The organism is Pseudonocardia sp. (genome assembly GCF_025965585.1).
In the GTDB taxonomy this organism is placed as follows: Bacteria; Actinomycetota; Actinomycetes; order Mycobacteriales; family Pseudonocardiaceae; genus Pseudonocardia.
Genome location: NZ_JAOPWR010000236.1, coordinates 1 through 15,305 on the forward strand (window position 1 = coordinate 1; position 15,305 = coordinate 15,305).

Annotated in this window: 16 protein-coding genes and 1 pseudogene; 6 read left to right on the forward strand and 11 right to left on the reverse strand. The window is 68.3% G+C overall.

What is annotated here, in order from left to right; translation table 11 throughout:
• Positions 1 to 382, forward strand: a 382-nt coding sequence (locus JWR81_RS15140) for an SDR family NAD(P)-dependent oxidoreductase (protein WP_297651988.1), incomplete at its 5' end; no start/stop codon positions are given.
• 107 nt (positions 383 to 489) lie between these two features.
• On the opposite strand, the gene JWR81_RS15145 is transcribed toward JWR81_RS15140, so the two are convergent.
• Positions 490 to 1,494: an AraC family transcriptional regulator gene (locus JWR81_RS15145; RefSeq protein WP_297651999.1), complete on the reverse strand. Its 1,005-nt coding sequence runs from the start codon at positions 1,492 to 1,494 to the stop codon at positions 490 to 492.
• A 322-nt stretch (positions 1,495 to 1,816) separates the two neighbouring features.
• Between JWR81_RS15145 and JWR81_RS15150 the strand changes: the two genes are divergently transcribed.
• Entirely contained in the window at positions 1,817 to 3,304 is a 1,488-nt protein-coding gene (locus JWR81_RS15150) for an aldehyde dehydrogenase (RefSeq protein WP_297652002.1), read from the forward strand.
• Between the two features lie 64 nt (positions 3,305 to 3,368).
• Positions 3,369 to 4,553: an LLM class flavin-dependent oxidoreductase gene (locus tag JWR81_RS15155; protein WP_297652005.1), complete on the forward strand. Its 1,185-nt coding sequence runs from the start codon at positions 3,369 to 3,371 to the stop codon at positions 4,551 to 4,553.
• Positions 4,554 to 4,755: 202 nt separating this feature from the next.
• On the opposite strand, the gene JWR81_RS15160 is transcribed toward JWR81_RS15155, so the two are convergent.
• The 7 genes from JWR81_RS15160 to JWR81_RS15190 all read right to left on the reverse strand — a co-directional run bounded on the left by JWR81_RS15160 (position 4,756) and on the right by JWR81_RS15190 (position 9,829).
• Positions 4,756 to 4,893, reverse strand: a complete 138-nt coding sequence (locus JWR81_RS15160) for a hypothetical protein (protein WP_297652008.1) — start codon at positions 4,891 to 4,893, stop codon at positions 4,756 to 4,758.
• Between the two features lie 383 nt (positions 4,894 to 5,276).
• Positions 5,277 to 6,170 carry a 2-hydroxy-3-oxopropionate reductase gene (locus JWR81_RS15165; RefSeq protein WP_297652011.1) on the reverse strand — a complete coding sequence of 298 codons (894 nt, stop codon included), beginning with the start codon at positions 6,168 to 6,170 and terminating at the stop codon, positions 5,277 to 5,279.
• Positions 6,167 to 6,484, reverse strand: a complete 318-nt coding sequence (locus JWR81_RS15170) for a putative quinol monooxygenase (RefSeq protein ID WP_297652014.1) — start codon at positions 6,482 to 6,484, stop codon at positions 6,167 to 6,169. The genes JWR81_RS15165 and JWR81_RS15170 overlap by 4 nt, the downstream gene beginning before the upstream one ends.
• Positions 6,469 to 7,326, reverse strand: coding sequence for a fumarylacetoacetate hydrolase family protein (locus tag JWR81_RS15175; RefSeq protein WP_297652017.1), 858 nt, complete (start codon positions 7,324 to 7,326; stop codon positions 6,469 to 6,471). Before JWR81_RS15175 ends, JWR81_RS15170 begins: the two co-directional genes overlap by 16 nt.
• A gap of 15 nt (positions 7,327 to 7,341) precedes the next feature.
• Positions 7,342 to 8,118: an alpha/beta hydrolase gene (locus JWR81_RS15180; RefSeq protein ID WP_297652021.1), complete on the reverse strand. Its 777-nt coding sequence runs from the start codon at positions 8,116 to 8,118 to the stop codon at positions 7,342 to 7,344.
• 4 nt (positions 8,119 to 8,122) lie between these two features.
• Positions 8,123 to 9,427 (reverse strand): amidohydrolase family protein, encoded by a 1,305-nt coding sequence (locus tag JWR81_RS15185; RefSeq protein WP_297652024.1) that lies wholly within the window; start codon positions 9,425 to 9,427, stop codon positions 8,123 to 8,125.
• A gap of 39 nt (positions 9,428 to 9,466) precedes the next feature.
• A complete protein-coding gene (locus JWR81_RS15190; RefSeq protein WP_297652027.1) occupies positions 9,467 to 9,829 on the reverse strand; it encodes a DUF1636 family protein in 363 nt (120 codons plus the stop codon).
• Between the two features lie 142 nt (positions 9,830 to 9,971).
• Here JWR81_RS15190 and JWR81_RS15195 point away from each other — a divergent pair, with 142 nt between their 5' ends.
• Positions 9,972 to 10,664 (forward strand): GntR family transcriptional regulator, encoded by a 693-nt coding sequence (locus tag JWR81_RS15195; protein WP_297652030.1) that lies wholly within the window; start codon positions 9,972 to 9,974, stop codon positions 10,662 to 10,664.
• 139 nt (positions 10,665 to 10,803) lie between these two features.
• Positions 10,804 to 11,040, forward strand: coding sequence for a hypothetical protein (locus tag JWR81_RS15200; RefSeq protein ID WP_297652129.1), 237 nt, complete (start codon positions 10,804 to 10,806; stop codon positions 11,038 to 11,040).
• 123 nt (positions 11,041 to 11,163) lie between these two features.
• On the opposite strand, the pseudogene JWR81_RS15205 reads toward JWR81_RS15200, so the two are convergent.
• Positions 11,164 to 11,382, reverse strand: a pseudogene (locus tag JWR81_RS15205) (DNA polymerase ligase N-terminal domain-containing protein); the annotation flags it as partial.
• A 629-nt stretch (positions 11,383 to 12,011) separates the two neighbouring features.
• Here JWR81_RS15205 and JWR81_RS15210 point away from each other — a divergent pair.
• Positions 12,012 to 12,164, forward strand: coding sequence for a hypothetical protein (locus tag JWR81_RS15210; protein ID WP_297652033.1), 153 nt, complete (start codon positions 12,012 to 12,014; stop codon positions 12,162 to 12,164).
• A gap of 407 nt (positions 12,165 to 12,571) precedes the next feature.
• Here JWR81_RS15210 and JWR81_RS15215 read toward each other — a convergent pair whose 3' ends face one another.
• On the reverse strand, positions 12,572 to 13,522 hold the full coding sequence (locus JWR81_RS15215) for a cyclase family protein (protein ID WP_297652036.1): 951 nt from the start codon (positions 13,520 to 13,522) through the stop codon (positions 12,572 to 12,574).
• A gap of 114 nt (positions 13,523 to 13,636) precedes the next feature.
• Positions 13,637 to 15,226 carry an AMP-binding protein gene (locus JWR81_RS15220; protein WP_297652039.1) on the reverse strand — a complete coding sequence of 530 codons (1,590 nt, stop codon included), beginning with the start codon at positions 15,224 to 15,226 and terminating at the stop codon, positions 13,637 to 13,639.
• Between the last annotated feature and the right edge of the window lie 79 nt (positions 15,227 to 15,305).

The following is a 15,305-nucleotide window of genomic DNA, read 5'->3' on the forward strand; positions in this document are numbered from 1 at the left end:
CGTCTTCGGCGTCGTGCGCGTCACCCACGCGTTCCTGCCATTGCTGCAGCGGTCGGCCGCCCCGGTCATCGTCAACCTCAGCAGCGGCCTGGCTTCGCTGGCCCGGGTCACCGCTGCGGGCACCCCGACGTACGCGTACCCAGGGATCGCCTATCCAGCGTCGAAGGTCGCGGTCAACATGATCACCGTCCAGTACGCGAAGGCGTTCCCGAACATGCGGATCAACGCCGTGGAGCCTGGTTACACCAAGACCGACCTGAACGGGAACACGGGCACGCAGACTGTGGAGCAGGGCGCCGAGATCATCGTCCGCATGGCCGAGGTGAACCCCGACGGCCCGACCGGAGGCTACTTCGACACCGACGGCTCTCTCCCCTGGTAGGAGGAGGGGCAACCAGGTGGAGGGCACCCGCCTGGTCGGCCCCGCGTGTGCGTTCGGCATCGCCTCCGCTCGCTGATGGAGGTCGACGACCCGTGATCGGGGGTCGATCAGGCGCTGCGTTCGCGCAGCGTGTCTCGCGGGAGCTCGTTGAACCGCTCCTTGTACTGCTGTGCGAAACGGCTCTGGTGGAAGAACCCCCACCGCAGGGCGACGTCAGTGACCCTGGTCAGCCCCGGGTCGCAACGGAGAAGTTCGGATCGGACGTGGTCGAGCCTGATGCGTCGAAGGTAGGCCATGGGTGGCTCGCCGAGCTCCTGCTGGAACGTCGCATGCAAGGTCCGGACGCTCATGTTGCCGACCCGCGCGAGCTCCGGTGGGCTCAGCGGCTCGTCGGCATGCTGTTCCATGTACTCGATCACGGCCCCGAGCCGGCCCTTGCGGACCGGATCCCCGGGAGCCGCCAGTGCATCGGAGTACTGATGGCGTCCGGTGTGGAGCAGCTGCGTCATGACGAACGCCTCGAGCTGCTCACGGGCGATCGGCATGTCGGCCAGCCCGCCGGGTCGATCAAGTTCGCGTGCGAAGAACTCCACGGAAGACAGCAGGGTCATTCCCGCTGCAGTCGAGAGGTCGATGCCGAAGTCGAAGTCGAGAACGTCGTTCACGGGACGGTTGAGGTGTTCGCCCAGGTGGTTCTCGAGGCTCAGCCGCGGGATCTTCAGGATCAGCTGCTCGGCGTCGGGCGACCACCGAACCGTATTCTCCTGGTCGGGAAGCAGCACGATCCCGCTCATGCGGCCGGCGGTCGTCTCACGCTCGCCATCGGTCCGGGTGGCATCCGTGCGCCCGGCGATCGTCAGGTTCACGTGGTAGCAGTCCTCGGTCGGAGGCATCACCAGCTTGGCGCACGACTTGTAGGTCAGGTAGCCGAGGGTGAAGAGCCGGTCCGACGTCGCGTTGAGCGTCATCTCCAGCCGGTCGTCCGGCGCCGACAGGTCGTGGTCGAGATAGACGCGCGTGACAGCATCGCGGGCCTCTTCGAGGCTGCGCGTGCCCAGTACCGGGTAGCGCGCCAGCAATGCGGTTGGGCCGTGCACGAGCGGTTCTACCATCGTCCGACACCTCCACGTGTCGTCGTTCCGCGAGCTCGGCGCACCTCGCTGTCATGTACTACAGCAGTGCGCCCACTGCCCGCGTAGATCGCCGAACGATATTCGAAGCGGCGGCGGCCCACTAGCCGCTGGGAGCGGCGCGCTATCCGCTGAGTGCATGCGGGAGCCGCTGGGCTGTGGCTCGGGTCTCGCTCGCCTCGCGCAGAACGGATGACCAGCTGCCCTGTGCGGATATCCACACCGGTCATACCTGCTTAGCGTCTGCGGTCATCCCCTGCCAGTGAAGGCAGCTGACGGTGGGATCTGACGAAGGAGGTCATGAATGTCCACCTCATCCCCACCGTTGGAAGAGTTCAAGCTCTTCATCAACGGCAAATCGGTAGACGCGCGATCGGGCCGATCGTTCGAGTCGCAGAACCCGTACTCCGGCCAACCGTGGGCCCGCATGGCCGACGGCGGACCGGAAGACATCGACGAGGCGGTGGCCTCGTCCCGCGCGGCGTTCGAAGGCGAGTGGGGAGCCATGACCGGCTTCCAGCGGGCCGCGATCATCCGGAAGTGCGGTGACGCGATCGCCGCCAACGCCGAGCGGCTCGCCCGCCTCGAGGTGAACGACTCCGGGAAGCTTTACCGGGAGATGATAGGGCAGCTCAACGCGCTGCCGAACTGGTACTACTATTTCTCCGGGCTGGCCGACAAGATCGAGGGCCGCACCGTGCCGCCGGTGAACCCGAACTACTTCGGATTCACCACGCGCGAGCCGGTGGGCGTCGTCGGGGCCATCACCCCGTGGAACTCCCCGCTCCTGCTGCTCACGTTCAAGCTCGCCCCCGCACTGGCCGCCGGCTGCACGATGGTGGTCAAGCCGTCCGAGCACGCGCCGGCCTCGACCGTCGCGTTCGCTGAGATCCTGCACGAGGCGGGCCTGCCGGCCGGGGTGCTCAACGTCGTCACCGGGTGGGACCGCTCCACCGGCGAGGCGCTGGCCACCCACCAGGGCGTGGACAAGATCGCGTTCACCGGCTCGTCGGCGACGGGGGCCAAGGTCGCCCAGGCGGCGGTGGCGAACTTCAACCGCGTGACGCTGGAGCTCGGCGGGAAGAGCCCGCAGATCGTCTTCCCCGACGCCGACCTCGACGCCGCTGCGAACGGGCTGATCGCGGGCGTGTTCGCCGCCACCGGGCAGACCTGCATGGCCGGCTCGCGGCTGATCGTCCACGCCGACGTGCACGACGAGCTGATCGCGAAGGTCGTGGCGCGGGCGAACAGCATCAAGCTCGGCGACCCGAACGAGGCCGAGACGGAGATGGGCCCGGTCGCCAACCGGCCGCAGTACGAGAAGGTGCTCGGCTACCTGCAGGGCGCCGCGGCCGAGGGCGCCACGTTCGCCTGCGGCGGCGAGCCCGACGCCGAGCGCGGTGGCCTGTTCGTCAAGCCGACCGTGGTCACCGGCGTCGGACCGGAGAACACCATCGTCCGCGAGGAGGTGTTCGGCCCGGTGCTCTCCGCGTACACCTTCGCCGACGAGGACGAGGCCCTCAAGCTCGCCAACGACACCCCCTACGGTCTTGCCGGCGCCGTCTGGACGAAGGACGTGCACCGCGCCCACCGCGTCGCCGGGAAGCTCCGCGCCGGCACCGTGTGGATCAACGCCTACCGCGTGATCGCGCCGAACATGCCCTTCGGCGGCTTCGGCGCCAGCGGCATCGGCCGCGAGAACGGCATCGACGCGCTCGGCGAGTACACGGAGAACAAGTCGGTGTTCGTGGAGCTCACCGGCGGCACGCGCGACCCGTTCCAGCTCGGCTGAGCGCAGCTTGCGTAGCGAACATCAACGCTGAACCACCCATCCCCGGCAGAACCAGGAGACCATGATGACCGCCACCGTCACCGCCAACGAACGCCTCGGCCTCGCCCCCACCGACCCCCGCCCGGCCGCGGAAACACAGCCCGCGGCCGACCGCACCGAGACCAACCCGCTGTTCGGCGACCAGAAGATGAAGCTGGGTCTGTTCGGCACCAACTGCTCCTACGGGCTGATCATGAGCCACGCCCCCAGCAGCTACGAGATCACCTGGGAGCACACCAAGGAGATCGCGCAGCGCGCCGACCGGCTCGGGTTCGACGTGCTGGTCCCCGTCGCCCGCTGGAAAGGCTTCGGCGGGTCCACGAACTTCAACGGCAACTGCTTCGAGACCTACACCTGGGCCGCCGGGATCGCCGAGGCGACCGAGCGGATCGCGATCGCCGCCACCTCGCACCTGCCGACGATGCACCCAATCGTCGCAGCCAAGCAGGCCACCACGGTCGACCGGATCTCCGGGGGCCGCTTCGCGCTGAACATGGTCATGGGCTGGGTGCCGCCGGAGATGGAGATGTTCGGCTCCGAGCAGCGCGAGCACGACGAGCGCTATGCCTACGGCCAGGAGTGGCTGGACTTCGTGAACCGGCTCTGGACCGAGCAGGGCACCTTCGGCATCCACTCGACGTACTTCGACGCCGAGCTGCTCGAGGCCTACCCGAAGCCGCACCAGGGCCCACGGCCCGCGCTGATCAACGCGGGCAACTCGCCCTCGGGCATCGAGTTCTCCGCGAAGAACGTCGACTTCAACTTCGCCTCGCTGGACACGCTGGAGAACATCAAGGCCTACACGACGGCTCTGAAGAATAAGGCGCGCGAGGAGTACCAGCGCGAGATCCACGCGATGACCTACGGCCTCGTGGTCTGCCGGGACACCGAGGAGGAGGCAAAGGCCGCCTTCCAGCAGGTCGTCGACGAGGGCGACTGGGGCGCGGCCGGCAACGTCATCAAGATCGCCGGATCGGGCGCGAGCCAGTCCTTCGACCACGCCGTCAAGGAGATGCAGGAGCGCTTCATCGCCGGCTGGGGCGGCTACCCGATCGTCGGCACACCGGAACAGGTGACCGAAGAGCTCGGCCGTCTCAACGAGGCCGGGATGGAGGGCATGATCTTCGGGCTCATCGACTACAACGAGGAGCTCAAGTACTTCGGCGACAACGTCATGCCGCTCTTGAAGGAGGCCGGCCTCCGGCACTAATTCCCTCCCGACAGATGGGTCTCCGTACAACGTCGGCCGGGGCGGGGCGATCCGTCCCGGCCGACGACGAACGACATCTCCGGCATCCTGATCCTCGAGCACTGCCGACTCGCCGAGGAGAAAGCATGTGTGACAGCGACAAGATCAAACGTGACGATCCTGCCCACCGGGATCATGCACGCCGACCTCACCTGGCTACTGATCAGCCCAGTCGCGGATACCGGCCAGTGGGATGAAAACCGAGCGGATCGCGGATCACCTCCGGGCCGGCCGCATCACCGTCGACGGTGAGATCGCGCACGAACTGGAACCGCCAGCGCCTGAGCGGATCGTGTTCCACTAGCCTCACGCCCCGCCGCGCTCCCCCGCGGCGCAGCAATGTTTGCGTGCGAGCGGGGAGCCCCATGTCGTCGGATGCGGTGACCACGGCCGAGGAACTGGCCAACCAGCTCGCCCTCTACGCGGGCGACATCCACGTTGTCCTCCGGCAGCACGACGTGCACGCTGAGGAGCTCCTCCCCCACAACATCCTCGACGTGCGCGCCGTGCTCGATCCCGACGGGGAACGGACCAGCCACTCCTCCTGCAACGCCGCCGTTCCAGCCTCAGGCCTGGACCCGTCACACCCCCACGCCGGAGGGAGATCACGCAGGACAGAGGCTGAGCATGTGCCGGTGCCACCATCGGGAGCACGCTCGTGTGCGGGTGAGGCAGTCCGCGCGGTCAGGACCTGGCCCGGCCGGACAGCTCGTCGACGAGCAGCCGCAACGCGGAGTGGTCCAGCGATCCGTGTCCACGCGCACGCAGGGCTCCCATCAGCTGGGCAACGACTGCCCCGAGTGGGATGGCGACGCCGGCCTCGCGGGCCGCGGCGGTGACGATGCCGAGGTCCTTGTGGTGCAGGTCGACGCGGAACCCGGGTGTGTAGTCGCCGGCGATCATCCCGGCCGCCTTGCGGTCCAGGATCCGGTTTCCCGCAAGACCACCGGCGAGAACTTTCACCGCGGCCTCCGCATCGACGCCGTGCGCATCGAGGAACACCAACGCCTCGGCGACCAGCTCGATCGTGCCGGCCACGATGAGCTGGTTGGCGGCCTTCACCGTCTGACCGGACCCCGCGGGACCGACGTGCACGACGGTGGTGCCCATGGCCTCGAGGATCGGGTGGGCCGCGTCGACGTCGGCGGCCGCGCCGCCGACCATGATCGACAGGCTGCCCTCGATCGCCCCGGCCTCACCACCGGAGACCGGCGCGTCAACAGCACGGATGCCCTTGTCGGCTGCTGCGGCGGCCATGCGCACCGTGACGTCGGGCCGGATCGTGCTGGCGTCGATCCACAACGCCCCGGACGCGGCGTGCTCGAGCACGCCGTCCCCACCGGCCACGACCTGCTCGACGTCCGGCGAGTCGGGCAGCATCGTGACGATGACGTCGGCGTCGTGGACCGCGGCGGCGATCGTCTCCGCACCGCGTCCGCCCTGCTCGACGAACTTCGCGACCTTGGCGGGGCTTCTGTTGTAGCCGATGACGTCGTAACCGGCCCTGAGCAGGTTGTTCGCCATCGGTCCGCCCATGATGCCGAGACCGAGGACGGCGACGGCCGTGGACGACCTCATGTCTGGGACCGTTGGTCGGGCAGTGGGCGGTAGAGGCGCGGTTCGCGGCTCTCGAGCAACGGGAACAGCCCGTTGACCGCCAGCGTGGTGAAGTGCGCGGAACTGCGATGCGCTTCGAGTCCGGCGTCGTCGCGGTAGCGCTCGTAGAGCAGGAACTCCTGCGGGTCCTCCTCCGAGCGGTGCACGCGGAACGTCAGGCATCCCGGTTCCTGCGCGCTCGCGGCGGTGAGCTCACCGAACAGCGTGACCGCCTCGTCTTCCTGGCCGGGCCGAACGCGATAGGTGACGACGGCGCAGATCACGCCTTGTCCCACGCGACGAGCTGTTGACGCTGCCGCCCGAGCTTCTCGATCTCGAGCTCGACGACGTCTCCCTCCTGGAGGTAGGGGAACCGGCCGCCGAGCGCGACACCACCCGGCGTGCCGGTCAGGACGATGTCGCCGGGCTCCAGGATCATGTACTGCGACAGGTCCGAGACGAGCCACGCCGCCTTGAAGATCATGTCCTTGGTGTTGGAGTCCTGGCGGGGTTCCCCGTTGACGAAGGACCGGATGTCGAGCACCTGCGGGTCGATCTCGTCCGCGGGCACGAGCACCGGGCCGACGGGGCAGAACGTCGCGGCTGTCTTGCCCTTGGTCCACTGCCCACCGGACCTGTTGTTCTGCAGGTCGCGTTCCGACACGTCGTTGCTGATCGTATAACCGGCGATGTACTGCTGCGCTTCCTCGGGGGAGTCGACGTACTGCGCGCGGCGGCCGATGACCACCGTGAGCTCGACCTCCCAGTCGGTGTGCGTGCACCCGCGCGGTATCGCGACGTCGTCGTAGGGGCCGACGACGGTGTTGGGGTGCTTGAGGAACACCACCGGGTGTTCCGGGGTGGACAGGCCGCACTCGGCGACGTGTGCGGCGTAGTTCTGCCCGACGCAGATCACGGCGCCGGGCCGCGCGACCGGCGCACCGACGCGCTCGTTCTCCCAACCGCTGATGACCGGGAGCGACCCGTCCGCCAGTGCGGTTCGGGTGCGTCCGATCCCGCCGTCGTCGAAGAAGATGCCGTCGATGTCGTTCGTCAGCGAGGACATGTCGTGGACCGTGTCGCCCTGACGGACGACAGGACGCTCATGTCCGAGCGGACCGAGGCGCATGAATTCCATGGTGATCTCTCCGGGTCAGTGGGCAGCGGGGCCGAAGTAGAAGTTCAGCAGCAGGTCGGTGACCTCGACAGGACGTTCGAGGGTGAGCCAGTGCGCGCACCGGGACAGCACCTCGAGGTGCGAGCCCTTGATGCGGTCGGCCAGTGCTCGTGCGACCGGCGGTGGCCCGGTCAGGTCCTCGTCGCCGGTGATCAGCAACGTGGGGCAGTCGATGTGCTCGACCTCGGCGGGCTCACTCGCCGCCGTGGCTTCGCAAATCTGCGCGTAGCCCTCGGGGTCCTGCCGCATGACCAGTTCCCGGACGAACGCGGCGACCTCCGGCCGGTTGGTCCGGGTGCTGGCCGACGTGGCGACCCCGACGGTCGCGTCGGCGATGGAAACCATGCCCTGCTCACGGGCCGTCGTTGCGCGCTGCCGCAGTCCGGCGCGACCCTGCTCGGGCGGGGCACCGAGCGGACCGAGCAGGGCCAAGCTGCGCACCAGGCCCGGATGCCCGACGGCGAGGTGCTGGGCGAGGACCGAGCCGTAGGACCACCCGACGACGTCGACCGCCGCGCCGCCGCCGTGCTGGTCGATCACCGCGACGAGGTCCTCCACCAACGTCGCGGTACTGATCGTGCCGGTCGTCGCGCTGCGGCCGGAGCCGCGGAGGTCGGGCCGGATGACGGTGAAGAACCGGCTCAGCGCGCCCACCTGCGGGCCGAAGATGTTGCCGGTGGCCCCGATGCCGGGGATGAGGAGAAGCCCGGGGCCGGACCCGGTGACCTCGACTGCTACGTCGTGCACTGCCATCGTTCTAGACGATCCTCTCAGCGGTCGCGACGGTCGCGCCACGATCGGCGGCCGCCGGGTCGAAGTAGCGCAGGTCGCGCTTGTGGATGACGCCGTCCTTGAGCACCATCACGATGTTGTCGCGGTCCTGCAGGATGCGAATGTCGTCGAGCGGGTCGCCGTCGACGAGGAGGACGTCGGCGAGCCAGCCCTCCTTGATCATCCCGAGGTTGTCGATACCCATGCACTCGCCGCCCCACTTGGTGGCCGACATGAGCGTGTAGGTGGGGGAGAAGCCGAGCAGCTCGACGAAGTGTTCGAGGTCGCGGGCGTTGTTGCCGATCGGGTTCCAGGCGAACCCGTAGTCGCCGCCCGGCATGATGCGCAGCCCGCGCTTCTGCAGCTCCGCGTACACGCCGGGGCACGTATCGAGCATCTTCTTGTAGCCGATGACCTCGTTCACCTCGGGGGTCAGGCCCCACGGGCTGCCCTCGTGGACCGAGGCGTAGATCATGCCGATCGCCGGCGCGAGGAAGATCGAGTCCTTCTTCTCCTCCAGCAGATCGAACGTCTCACCTTCGATGTAGTCGCAGTGGTAGATGTTGCGGAACCCGTACTTGAGGGCCAGCTTGACCGAGCTGTCCGACCGGGCATGGGCCGCCATCCACAACCCACGCAGCTGCGCCTCCTGCGCGGCGGCGGCGACCTCCTGCTCGGTGTATGCGGTCTGCTCACCGTTGCCAGGGCGGACGAACCCGTCGCCGGACAGGTTCAGCTTGATCACGTCGACGCCCTCGCGCCAGGCCGTACGGATGATCTTCCGCAATTCCAGCTCGCCGTCGGCGATGAGGGAGAACGTGGTGCGGTTCTGGTGGTAGAGCCGGGCGTCGCCGAGCCCCCCGGTGCAGGTGATCTCCGGCGACGCGGCGCGGATGCGGGGGCCGGGGAACTGACCGGAGTCGATCGCGTTGCGCACGACCACGTCGGTGCGCATCCGGGCGGAGGCGGCCGAGTACAGCGAGGTGAAGCCGGACATCAGCATCAGCTCGGCGGCCTTGATCGTGTTGAGGACGTTCTCCTCGGGGGGGATGTCGCCCTGCTGCTCGAGCGTGGTCACGTTGCCGTAGCTCAGGTGCGAGTGCGCCTCGACCAGACCGGGCATCAGGAACGCGCCCTTGCCGTCGATCCGCTCGGCGTCGGGGGCCTCGATGGCGCCGACGGTGTGTTCGACCCGGGTGATGAGGTTGTCCTCGACGAGCACCTCGCCCGGCAGCGCCGGGCCGTCGGAGCCGTCGAAGACCTTGACGTTCGTGAACAACAATCGTGCCACGATGCACTCTCCTTGTTCTGTGGGCTTCCTGATGTGCGCTTACGGTCGTGCTGAGCTACGTGGGCCGCGCTTGGGGGCGACCCCCGAGATCGCTGGTCGAAGATCGGCCGGCACGTCCCACTCGCCGGGATCGCCGGTCGGGGACGCGTCGTAGGCGGCGCATGCCGTCCGCAGGTCGGCGACCCGTTCGGCGGCGAGCCCGGAGAACCGGACGCGCGACTTGCCGATGCCGTCCAGCGCGACATTGCCCGGCAGGTCGCAGGCGCCCAGGCAGTTCACGTACAGCGCCTTGGTGGGTGCCTCGTCGTCGACGGCCGGCGCGCGGGTGACGGCGCGGACCGCGTCTCCGAACGACCCGGTGTCGCGGTGATCGCGGGGGCACGTCCTGCAGACCAGAAGCATGCAGCTCCTCCTTGAGCTTCACTGACGACGACTCCGGCCACGGCCGCACTCGATCGATAGTTCAGAAGGTATGTGGCGGCCGACACGGCGGCAAGCATTTATCGATAATCGATGGTAAGTGATCTTGGGCTACCCTCGAGCCGTGAGCAGTGCAGACGAGACCCCGGGCGTGGGGCGGGAGACGCTCGCCAACCGCATCCGGGACGCCCTCGTCAGGCGCATCACCTCGGGTGGGATCGAGCCGGGCACCCGGCTCGTCGAGACCGCGATCGCCGCCGACTACGGCACCAGCCAGGCCCCGGTGCGGGAGGCGCTGCGCGCGCTCGAGGCCATGCGGATGGTCGAGGTCCGGCCCCGCCGTGGAACCTTCGTTCGCCCTTTCATCCAGCAGACCCTGCGCGAGAGCTACGTAGTGCGCGCAGCTCTCGAGGAGACGGCGACACGCTTGGCGATACTCAGCGGGTCGCTGCCGCTCGATGCGCTACACGCCGACATCGACGCCATGCGCGCCGCGGCGGAGTCCGACGACGCCGACGCCTCCTCGGCGGCGAGTGTCGCCTTCCACCGGCACATCGTGGAGGCGGCGCACAACGGGCTGCTGCTGCACTCGTGGGAAGCGCTCCAGATCGGCATCCGCACGTCGGCGACCATCGTGGCCGCGGATCTCGACCTCGGCGTCATCGCCGACGAGCACCAGGAGCTGCTGGTCGTGCTCGAACGCGGCGATCTCGAGGAAGCGTGCGAACACGCCCGCGACCATCAGTGGCACTACGCCGACCTCCCGCACGACGCGCGAGGACGGGCGAAGGACTCCCCGGCGGGGCGAGTCGGATGACGATACGAGACCCCCTGGTCGACGGCACGCGCACTTCCTCACCCGCGGGTACGTGGTGGCGGCGACCGCAGCCGGGCACCACAGCCCCGACGGGCTGCCCGCCTGGCCCAGGTGATCGATCGACGAGAAACTCGACCTCATGGACCGCACGGGCATCGAGGTCGCCATGCTGTCGATCTCCGGTCCCGGCACGCATTTCGGCGACGATGCCGCTGCCCGGGCCCTCGCTCGGCACGTCAACGACGACGACGCCGCACTCGTCGACCGACATCCGGGACGGTTCGGTCAGGAGGTGGTCGAGCAGGCCCGCGTGCACCGGCTGCATCCGCGGGCCGACGACCACGCCCGCGACCGGCCGACGGGCGTCGCGCGATGAGCCTGCAGATTCTCGCCGCAGTCGCTCTCGTCGTCGCGGTGGCGGCGTTCGTGCAGGGCACCACCCGGGCTGGGGCTCGCCCTGATCACCGCGCCGGTCATCGGCATCGTCGACCCCGGCGCGAACGGCGGTGTGGCGGGCCTTCGGGTCCAGCGTCGGCCCCCGCGGTACGGCCCAGCTAACGAGCACGCCGTCGAGCTCGAGGCGGAAGTCGTAGTGCAAGCGCCGGGAGCGATGGCGCTGCACGACGAACCGATGCCCGCCCCGCTGAGCCGGAACACCGGCGGGCGGCTCGGGGGTCCGGGCGAAGTCGCGCTTGCGGCGGTAGGTCTCGAGGGCCATGCCCATCGAGTACCCGCTCCGACAGGTTTCCCATGTGCCGCAGCGGGCACCCTCCGGGGAAGGATCAATCGACGACGGGAGAGACTGTCATGACCGACAGCGACCCGGTTCCGGACGGCACCCGCACCGACCGGACCAGCCCCAACCCTGCTGGGATCCCTCAACCGGACCCGCCCGTCGGCGGGCCGAACAATGATCCCGACGCCCCGGACCCAGCCGATCTGGCTCCCGGCTTCGGTGGGACATCGGAGACCCGGCCCGAGAGCGAGGCCTGACCGGGCCGGGCCGGGGCGGCAATGCTCGTGACCGCGAGCGCCTGCCGCCATGCCGTCTCGGCCGCGCACATCGCCTGCGTCACCCCGCACGGCGTACGGCAATCCTCGGCAGAGGTGCATCGGCCCATGCTGACGGATCTCGGTGCACCGGAACGCCGGCTCCGGGCCTCCAGTGCCAGCACCACGACGAGCAGGGTGATCTCTCGGCCGTCCGGGTCAGCACATGGCCGCCGTCCCGGCCCTCGACCGCGCTGACCAGGCTGGCCCTGCCCAGGCACTGGAGGTGCTCGGCGAGATGGGTCCGGACACTCCGGGCTGAGGGCGAGGCCGGAACAGCGATCAGAGGCGGTAGCCGTGGTGGCGGTACAGGCTGACGTGGTCATGGCCGTCGTTCGGGTCAAGGCTCCCGCCGAAGTCGACCCGTACCTGATTGGAGCCGAGCTGACCCGCGCGATTTTCAACCAGACGCTCCGGGATATGACCGCGGAGGTGACGCGCCCACATTGACACCACGGGGTTCTTACCGTTCGGCGGTCCGAGCCGTCCAAGATCGCCGGCCTGGCGTCGTTACCGGCGGATCGCGTCCGAGGCGCGACCGGTCTCCTTGTACAGCAACCCTTCGGCCAAGCCTCGGGAGATTTCCTCACGATCAGCCAACATCAACATCACACGCACCGCAGGGATCCTGTTCCACCGAACTCACAAGATCAAAGGCTTCGACCGGCTGAGCCCACGGTGCACCCGCCGAAGCGGATCGCGACAACGGTGACGTCGACGTTTCTCCTCATTGAGACAGAATTTCGATCCGCCTGTTCCGCACGTGCTCGGCACAGCCAGTCGAACGACGGTGGGAAGACGCAGGTAGCTGATGCTGCTCGCTGCGGCGCGGTCGGGCCGCAGCGAGATCGGACGGACTACTTGATGGCCTGCGGGTTGATGGGTGACCCCACGGCCTTGCTGATGGTCAGCGGCGGGGCGACGAACATGAACTCGTACACGCCATCACCTGCACAGTCCTCGGCGAGGGCTTCGAGATCGAACATCTCCCCGATGGTGATTCCGGCGTTAGCGAGCATGATCGCGTGGAGCGGCTGCCACATCTCCGGCAGGCTCTCATTCGGTTGCACCTCAAATCCCCAGGTGTCCGTTGCGACCGCGGCGACGTCGCGAGGGCAGAAGAAGTGTGCTGCGCTCACTCCGAGTCCGGGAGCGTGCCCTCCGGCGTACTCATCGCCCCAGCTCCCCCTGTCGCGCACGAAGGAGAGCCGCCCGGTGCGGACCAGGACGACGTCGCCCTCCCCGACGTCGACACCCTGGCTGTCAGCACATCCCGCGAGGTCCTCGTCGGAGATGGGTTCGCTGAGGTCGAGCCAGGGCTTGCCCTTGTACCGAGCGACGTCGAGCAGGACGCCGCGGGTGACGATCTTGTCCTTCATGCCGGTGATCGAGCACTTCTCCGCGCCTGCACTGGTGACCGAGCCCAGGCCGTGACCGTTGTACATGTGCTCGTCCATGAACACGTGTGCCAGGGCGTCCCACTGGGTGGCGCACTGCAGCACCATGTACACCGCGTCGTCGGTGTAGCCGAGGGGCGCCATGGCGGACTGCGCTCCGGAGGCGATGTCGCCGCCGTCCTGGAGCATGAGGTGCACGGGGTTGGTCCGCCCGAGCGCACCGGTCATCGGGCCGTCGGCGTCCAGCGGCAGGGAGAGCGAGAAGACGGCCCCCCGGCGCACCAGCTGCGCGGCGGCGGTCACCTTCTCCGGGGTGACGAGATTGAAGGTTCCGATCTCGTCGTCCGCGCCCCACCTGCCCCAGTTCCGGTAGCGGGTGCACAATTCCCGAATGTCGTCCAGGGAGTACATCGGTTGCGCGCTCCCCTTGGTTCCTGCGGCCTGCGTCATTGCTCCTCCACAAATTGCTCGTGCGACAGCGTTCCCACCGGGGCCGCCGGTAGCGACCCCGTCCCCGCGACTCGATCAGTGATGGATCTCGGTCGGGCTCTTGACCTCTTGCTCGAGGACGTTCTTCTTGATCTTCCCCGAGGGCGTCATCGGGAAGGCGTCGATGATCTTCACTACGGGTACCTTGTACGTCGACATCTGCGTACGAGCCCAGCTCTGGATGTCCTCGGGACCGGTTGATGAGCCGGGCTCGACCGTGACAAAGGCCAGTGGTCGTTGGCCTGCCTCCGGGTCTTCCACCGGCACGACCGCCACAGCGGTGATGTCCGCGTGCCGGGCGAGGATGAGCTCGACCTCGGCCGGGAAGACGCTCATCCCCTTGACCTTGATCATTTCCTTGGCCCGGCCCAGGTAGTGCAGAAATCCGGACTCGTCGAGCCTGCCGTAGTCACCGGTGTGCAGCCAGCCGTCGATGAGCTGCTCGGACGTGGCCTGCGCGTTGCGCCAGTAGCCGGTCATCACCGATGGGCTGCGCACCACGATCTCCCCGACCTCACCGATCGGCACCGGCTTCCCGTTCTCGAAGGAGACGACCGCGATGTCCGTCCCGGGAACGGGGATCCCGCAGAAGGTCGGCTCCGCGAGCAGGTCTTCATCACCGTCGGCGAGCCCGTAGGGCAGCGCATCCATGGTGTGTGTCTCGGTCATCCCGTAGGCGCACTCGCGCAGCACGCCGCCACCGACAGCCTTCGCCCAGCGGTGGCGCAGCTGCGGAGTCAGCTTGCCGACGAACGACACAACCTGTGGGTCACGCAGCGAGGTGAGGTCGTATCGGTGCAGGTCGAGGTGGTCGAGCAACTCCAGGTAGTTCTCGGCGGTGCCGACCATCGTGGTGGCCCGGTAGCGGTCGATGGCAGCGAGGACCGCGGTCGCGTTCCAGCGCGCCATGAGGACGACGGTCCCGCCGAGGACGAACGGGAACAGGATGCCCAGATCCTCACCGCCGATCCAGAAGATTGGCAGGAAGCACACCGTCACGTAGGTGTCGCCAGAATGCATTCCCGACGCGCCTGTGCCGGTAGCGGCGGTGTAGAGCATGTGCCGCTGGGTGTGCATGCAGCCCTTGGGCAGACCAGTCGTGCCGCCGGTGTAGTTGAGCGCAGCGAGCGCGTCCAGGTCGATCTGGCAGTCGTCCTGCGGCTCATGGGCGATGACGGTCTCCCAGTGCGTGACCGGCAGGCCGACCGCCGGCTCGGCACCTCCCACCAGGATCACGTGCTCGACGGCGATGTCGTTCCACGCCGCCGCGACGACGTCCTGCCAGGCCGCCGCGGTGACGATCACTCGAGCCCCGCTGTCCTGGATCTCGTGGGTGAGCTCGCCCGGGCGAAACATGGGGTTGATCGGGACGTGCACCGCGCCGAGCCGCAGGACCGCAAGGAACGCGATCACGAACTCCGGTCCGTTCCCGAGATGGACGCCGACCCGATCGCCGACCCGCACCCCCGCGTCGTGCAACCAGCCCGCGACGCGTCGGTGTGCGTCGTCGAGGTCGAGGTAGCTCAGCTCCCGCTCCTCATGGCAGATCGCGACCCGGTCCGGGACCGTCGCCGCCCAGTGCGAGACGTGCTCCGGAATGGTGATCTCACCCACCGGATAGGTCACTGTCCTAGGGGTGTCCGTTGGCCGGCGGGTCTCCTGGCGTGCCCGCAGGTCCGCCAGGTGGTCGGTTATGTCCACGTGC

What these genes read in the sequence shown, in the direction of transcription:
- JWR81_RS15200 (WP_297652129.1), top strand. Translation starts at nt 10,804, where the DNA reads ATGGACCGCACGGGCATCGAGGTCGCCATGCTGTCGATCTCCGGTCCC.
- JWR81_RS15150 (WP_297652002.1), top strand. Translation starts at nt 1,817, where the DNA reads ATGTCCACCTCATCCCCACCGTTGGAAGAGTTCAAGCTCTTCATCAAC.
- JWR81_RS15180 (WP_297652021.1), bottom strand. Translation starts at nt 8,118, where the DNA reads ATGGCAGTGCACGACGTAGCAGTCGAGGTCACCGGGTCCGGCCCCGGG.
- JWR81_RS15155 (WP_297652005.1), top strand. Translation starts at nt 3,369, where the DNA reads ATGACCGCCACCGTCACCGCCAACGAACGCCTCGGCCTCGCCCCCACC.
- JWR81_RS15165 (WP_297652011.1), bottom strand. Translation starts at nt 6,170, where the DNA reads ATGAGGTCGTCCACGGCCGTCGCCGTCCTCGGTCTCGGCATCATGGGC.
- JWR81_RS15215 (WP_297652036.1), bottom strand. Translation starts at nt 13,522, where the DNA reads ATGTACTCCCTGGACGACATTCGGGAATTGTGCACCCGCTACCGGAAC.
- JWR81_RS15190 (WP_297652027.1), bottom strand. Translation starts at nt 9,829, where the DNA reads ATGCTTCTGGTCTGCAGGACGTGCCCCCGCGATCACCGCGACACCGGG.
- JWR81_RS15145 (WP_297651999.1), bottom strand. Translation starts at nt 1,494, where the DNA reads ATGGTAGAACCGCTCGTGCACGGCCCAACCGCATTGCTGGCGCGCTAC.
- JWR81_RS15175 (WP_297652017.1), bottom strand. Translation starts at nt 7,326, where the DNA reads ATGGAATTCATGCGCCTCGGTCCGCTCGGACATGAGCGTCCTGTCGTC.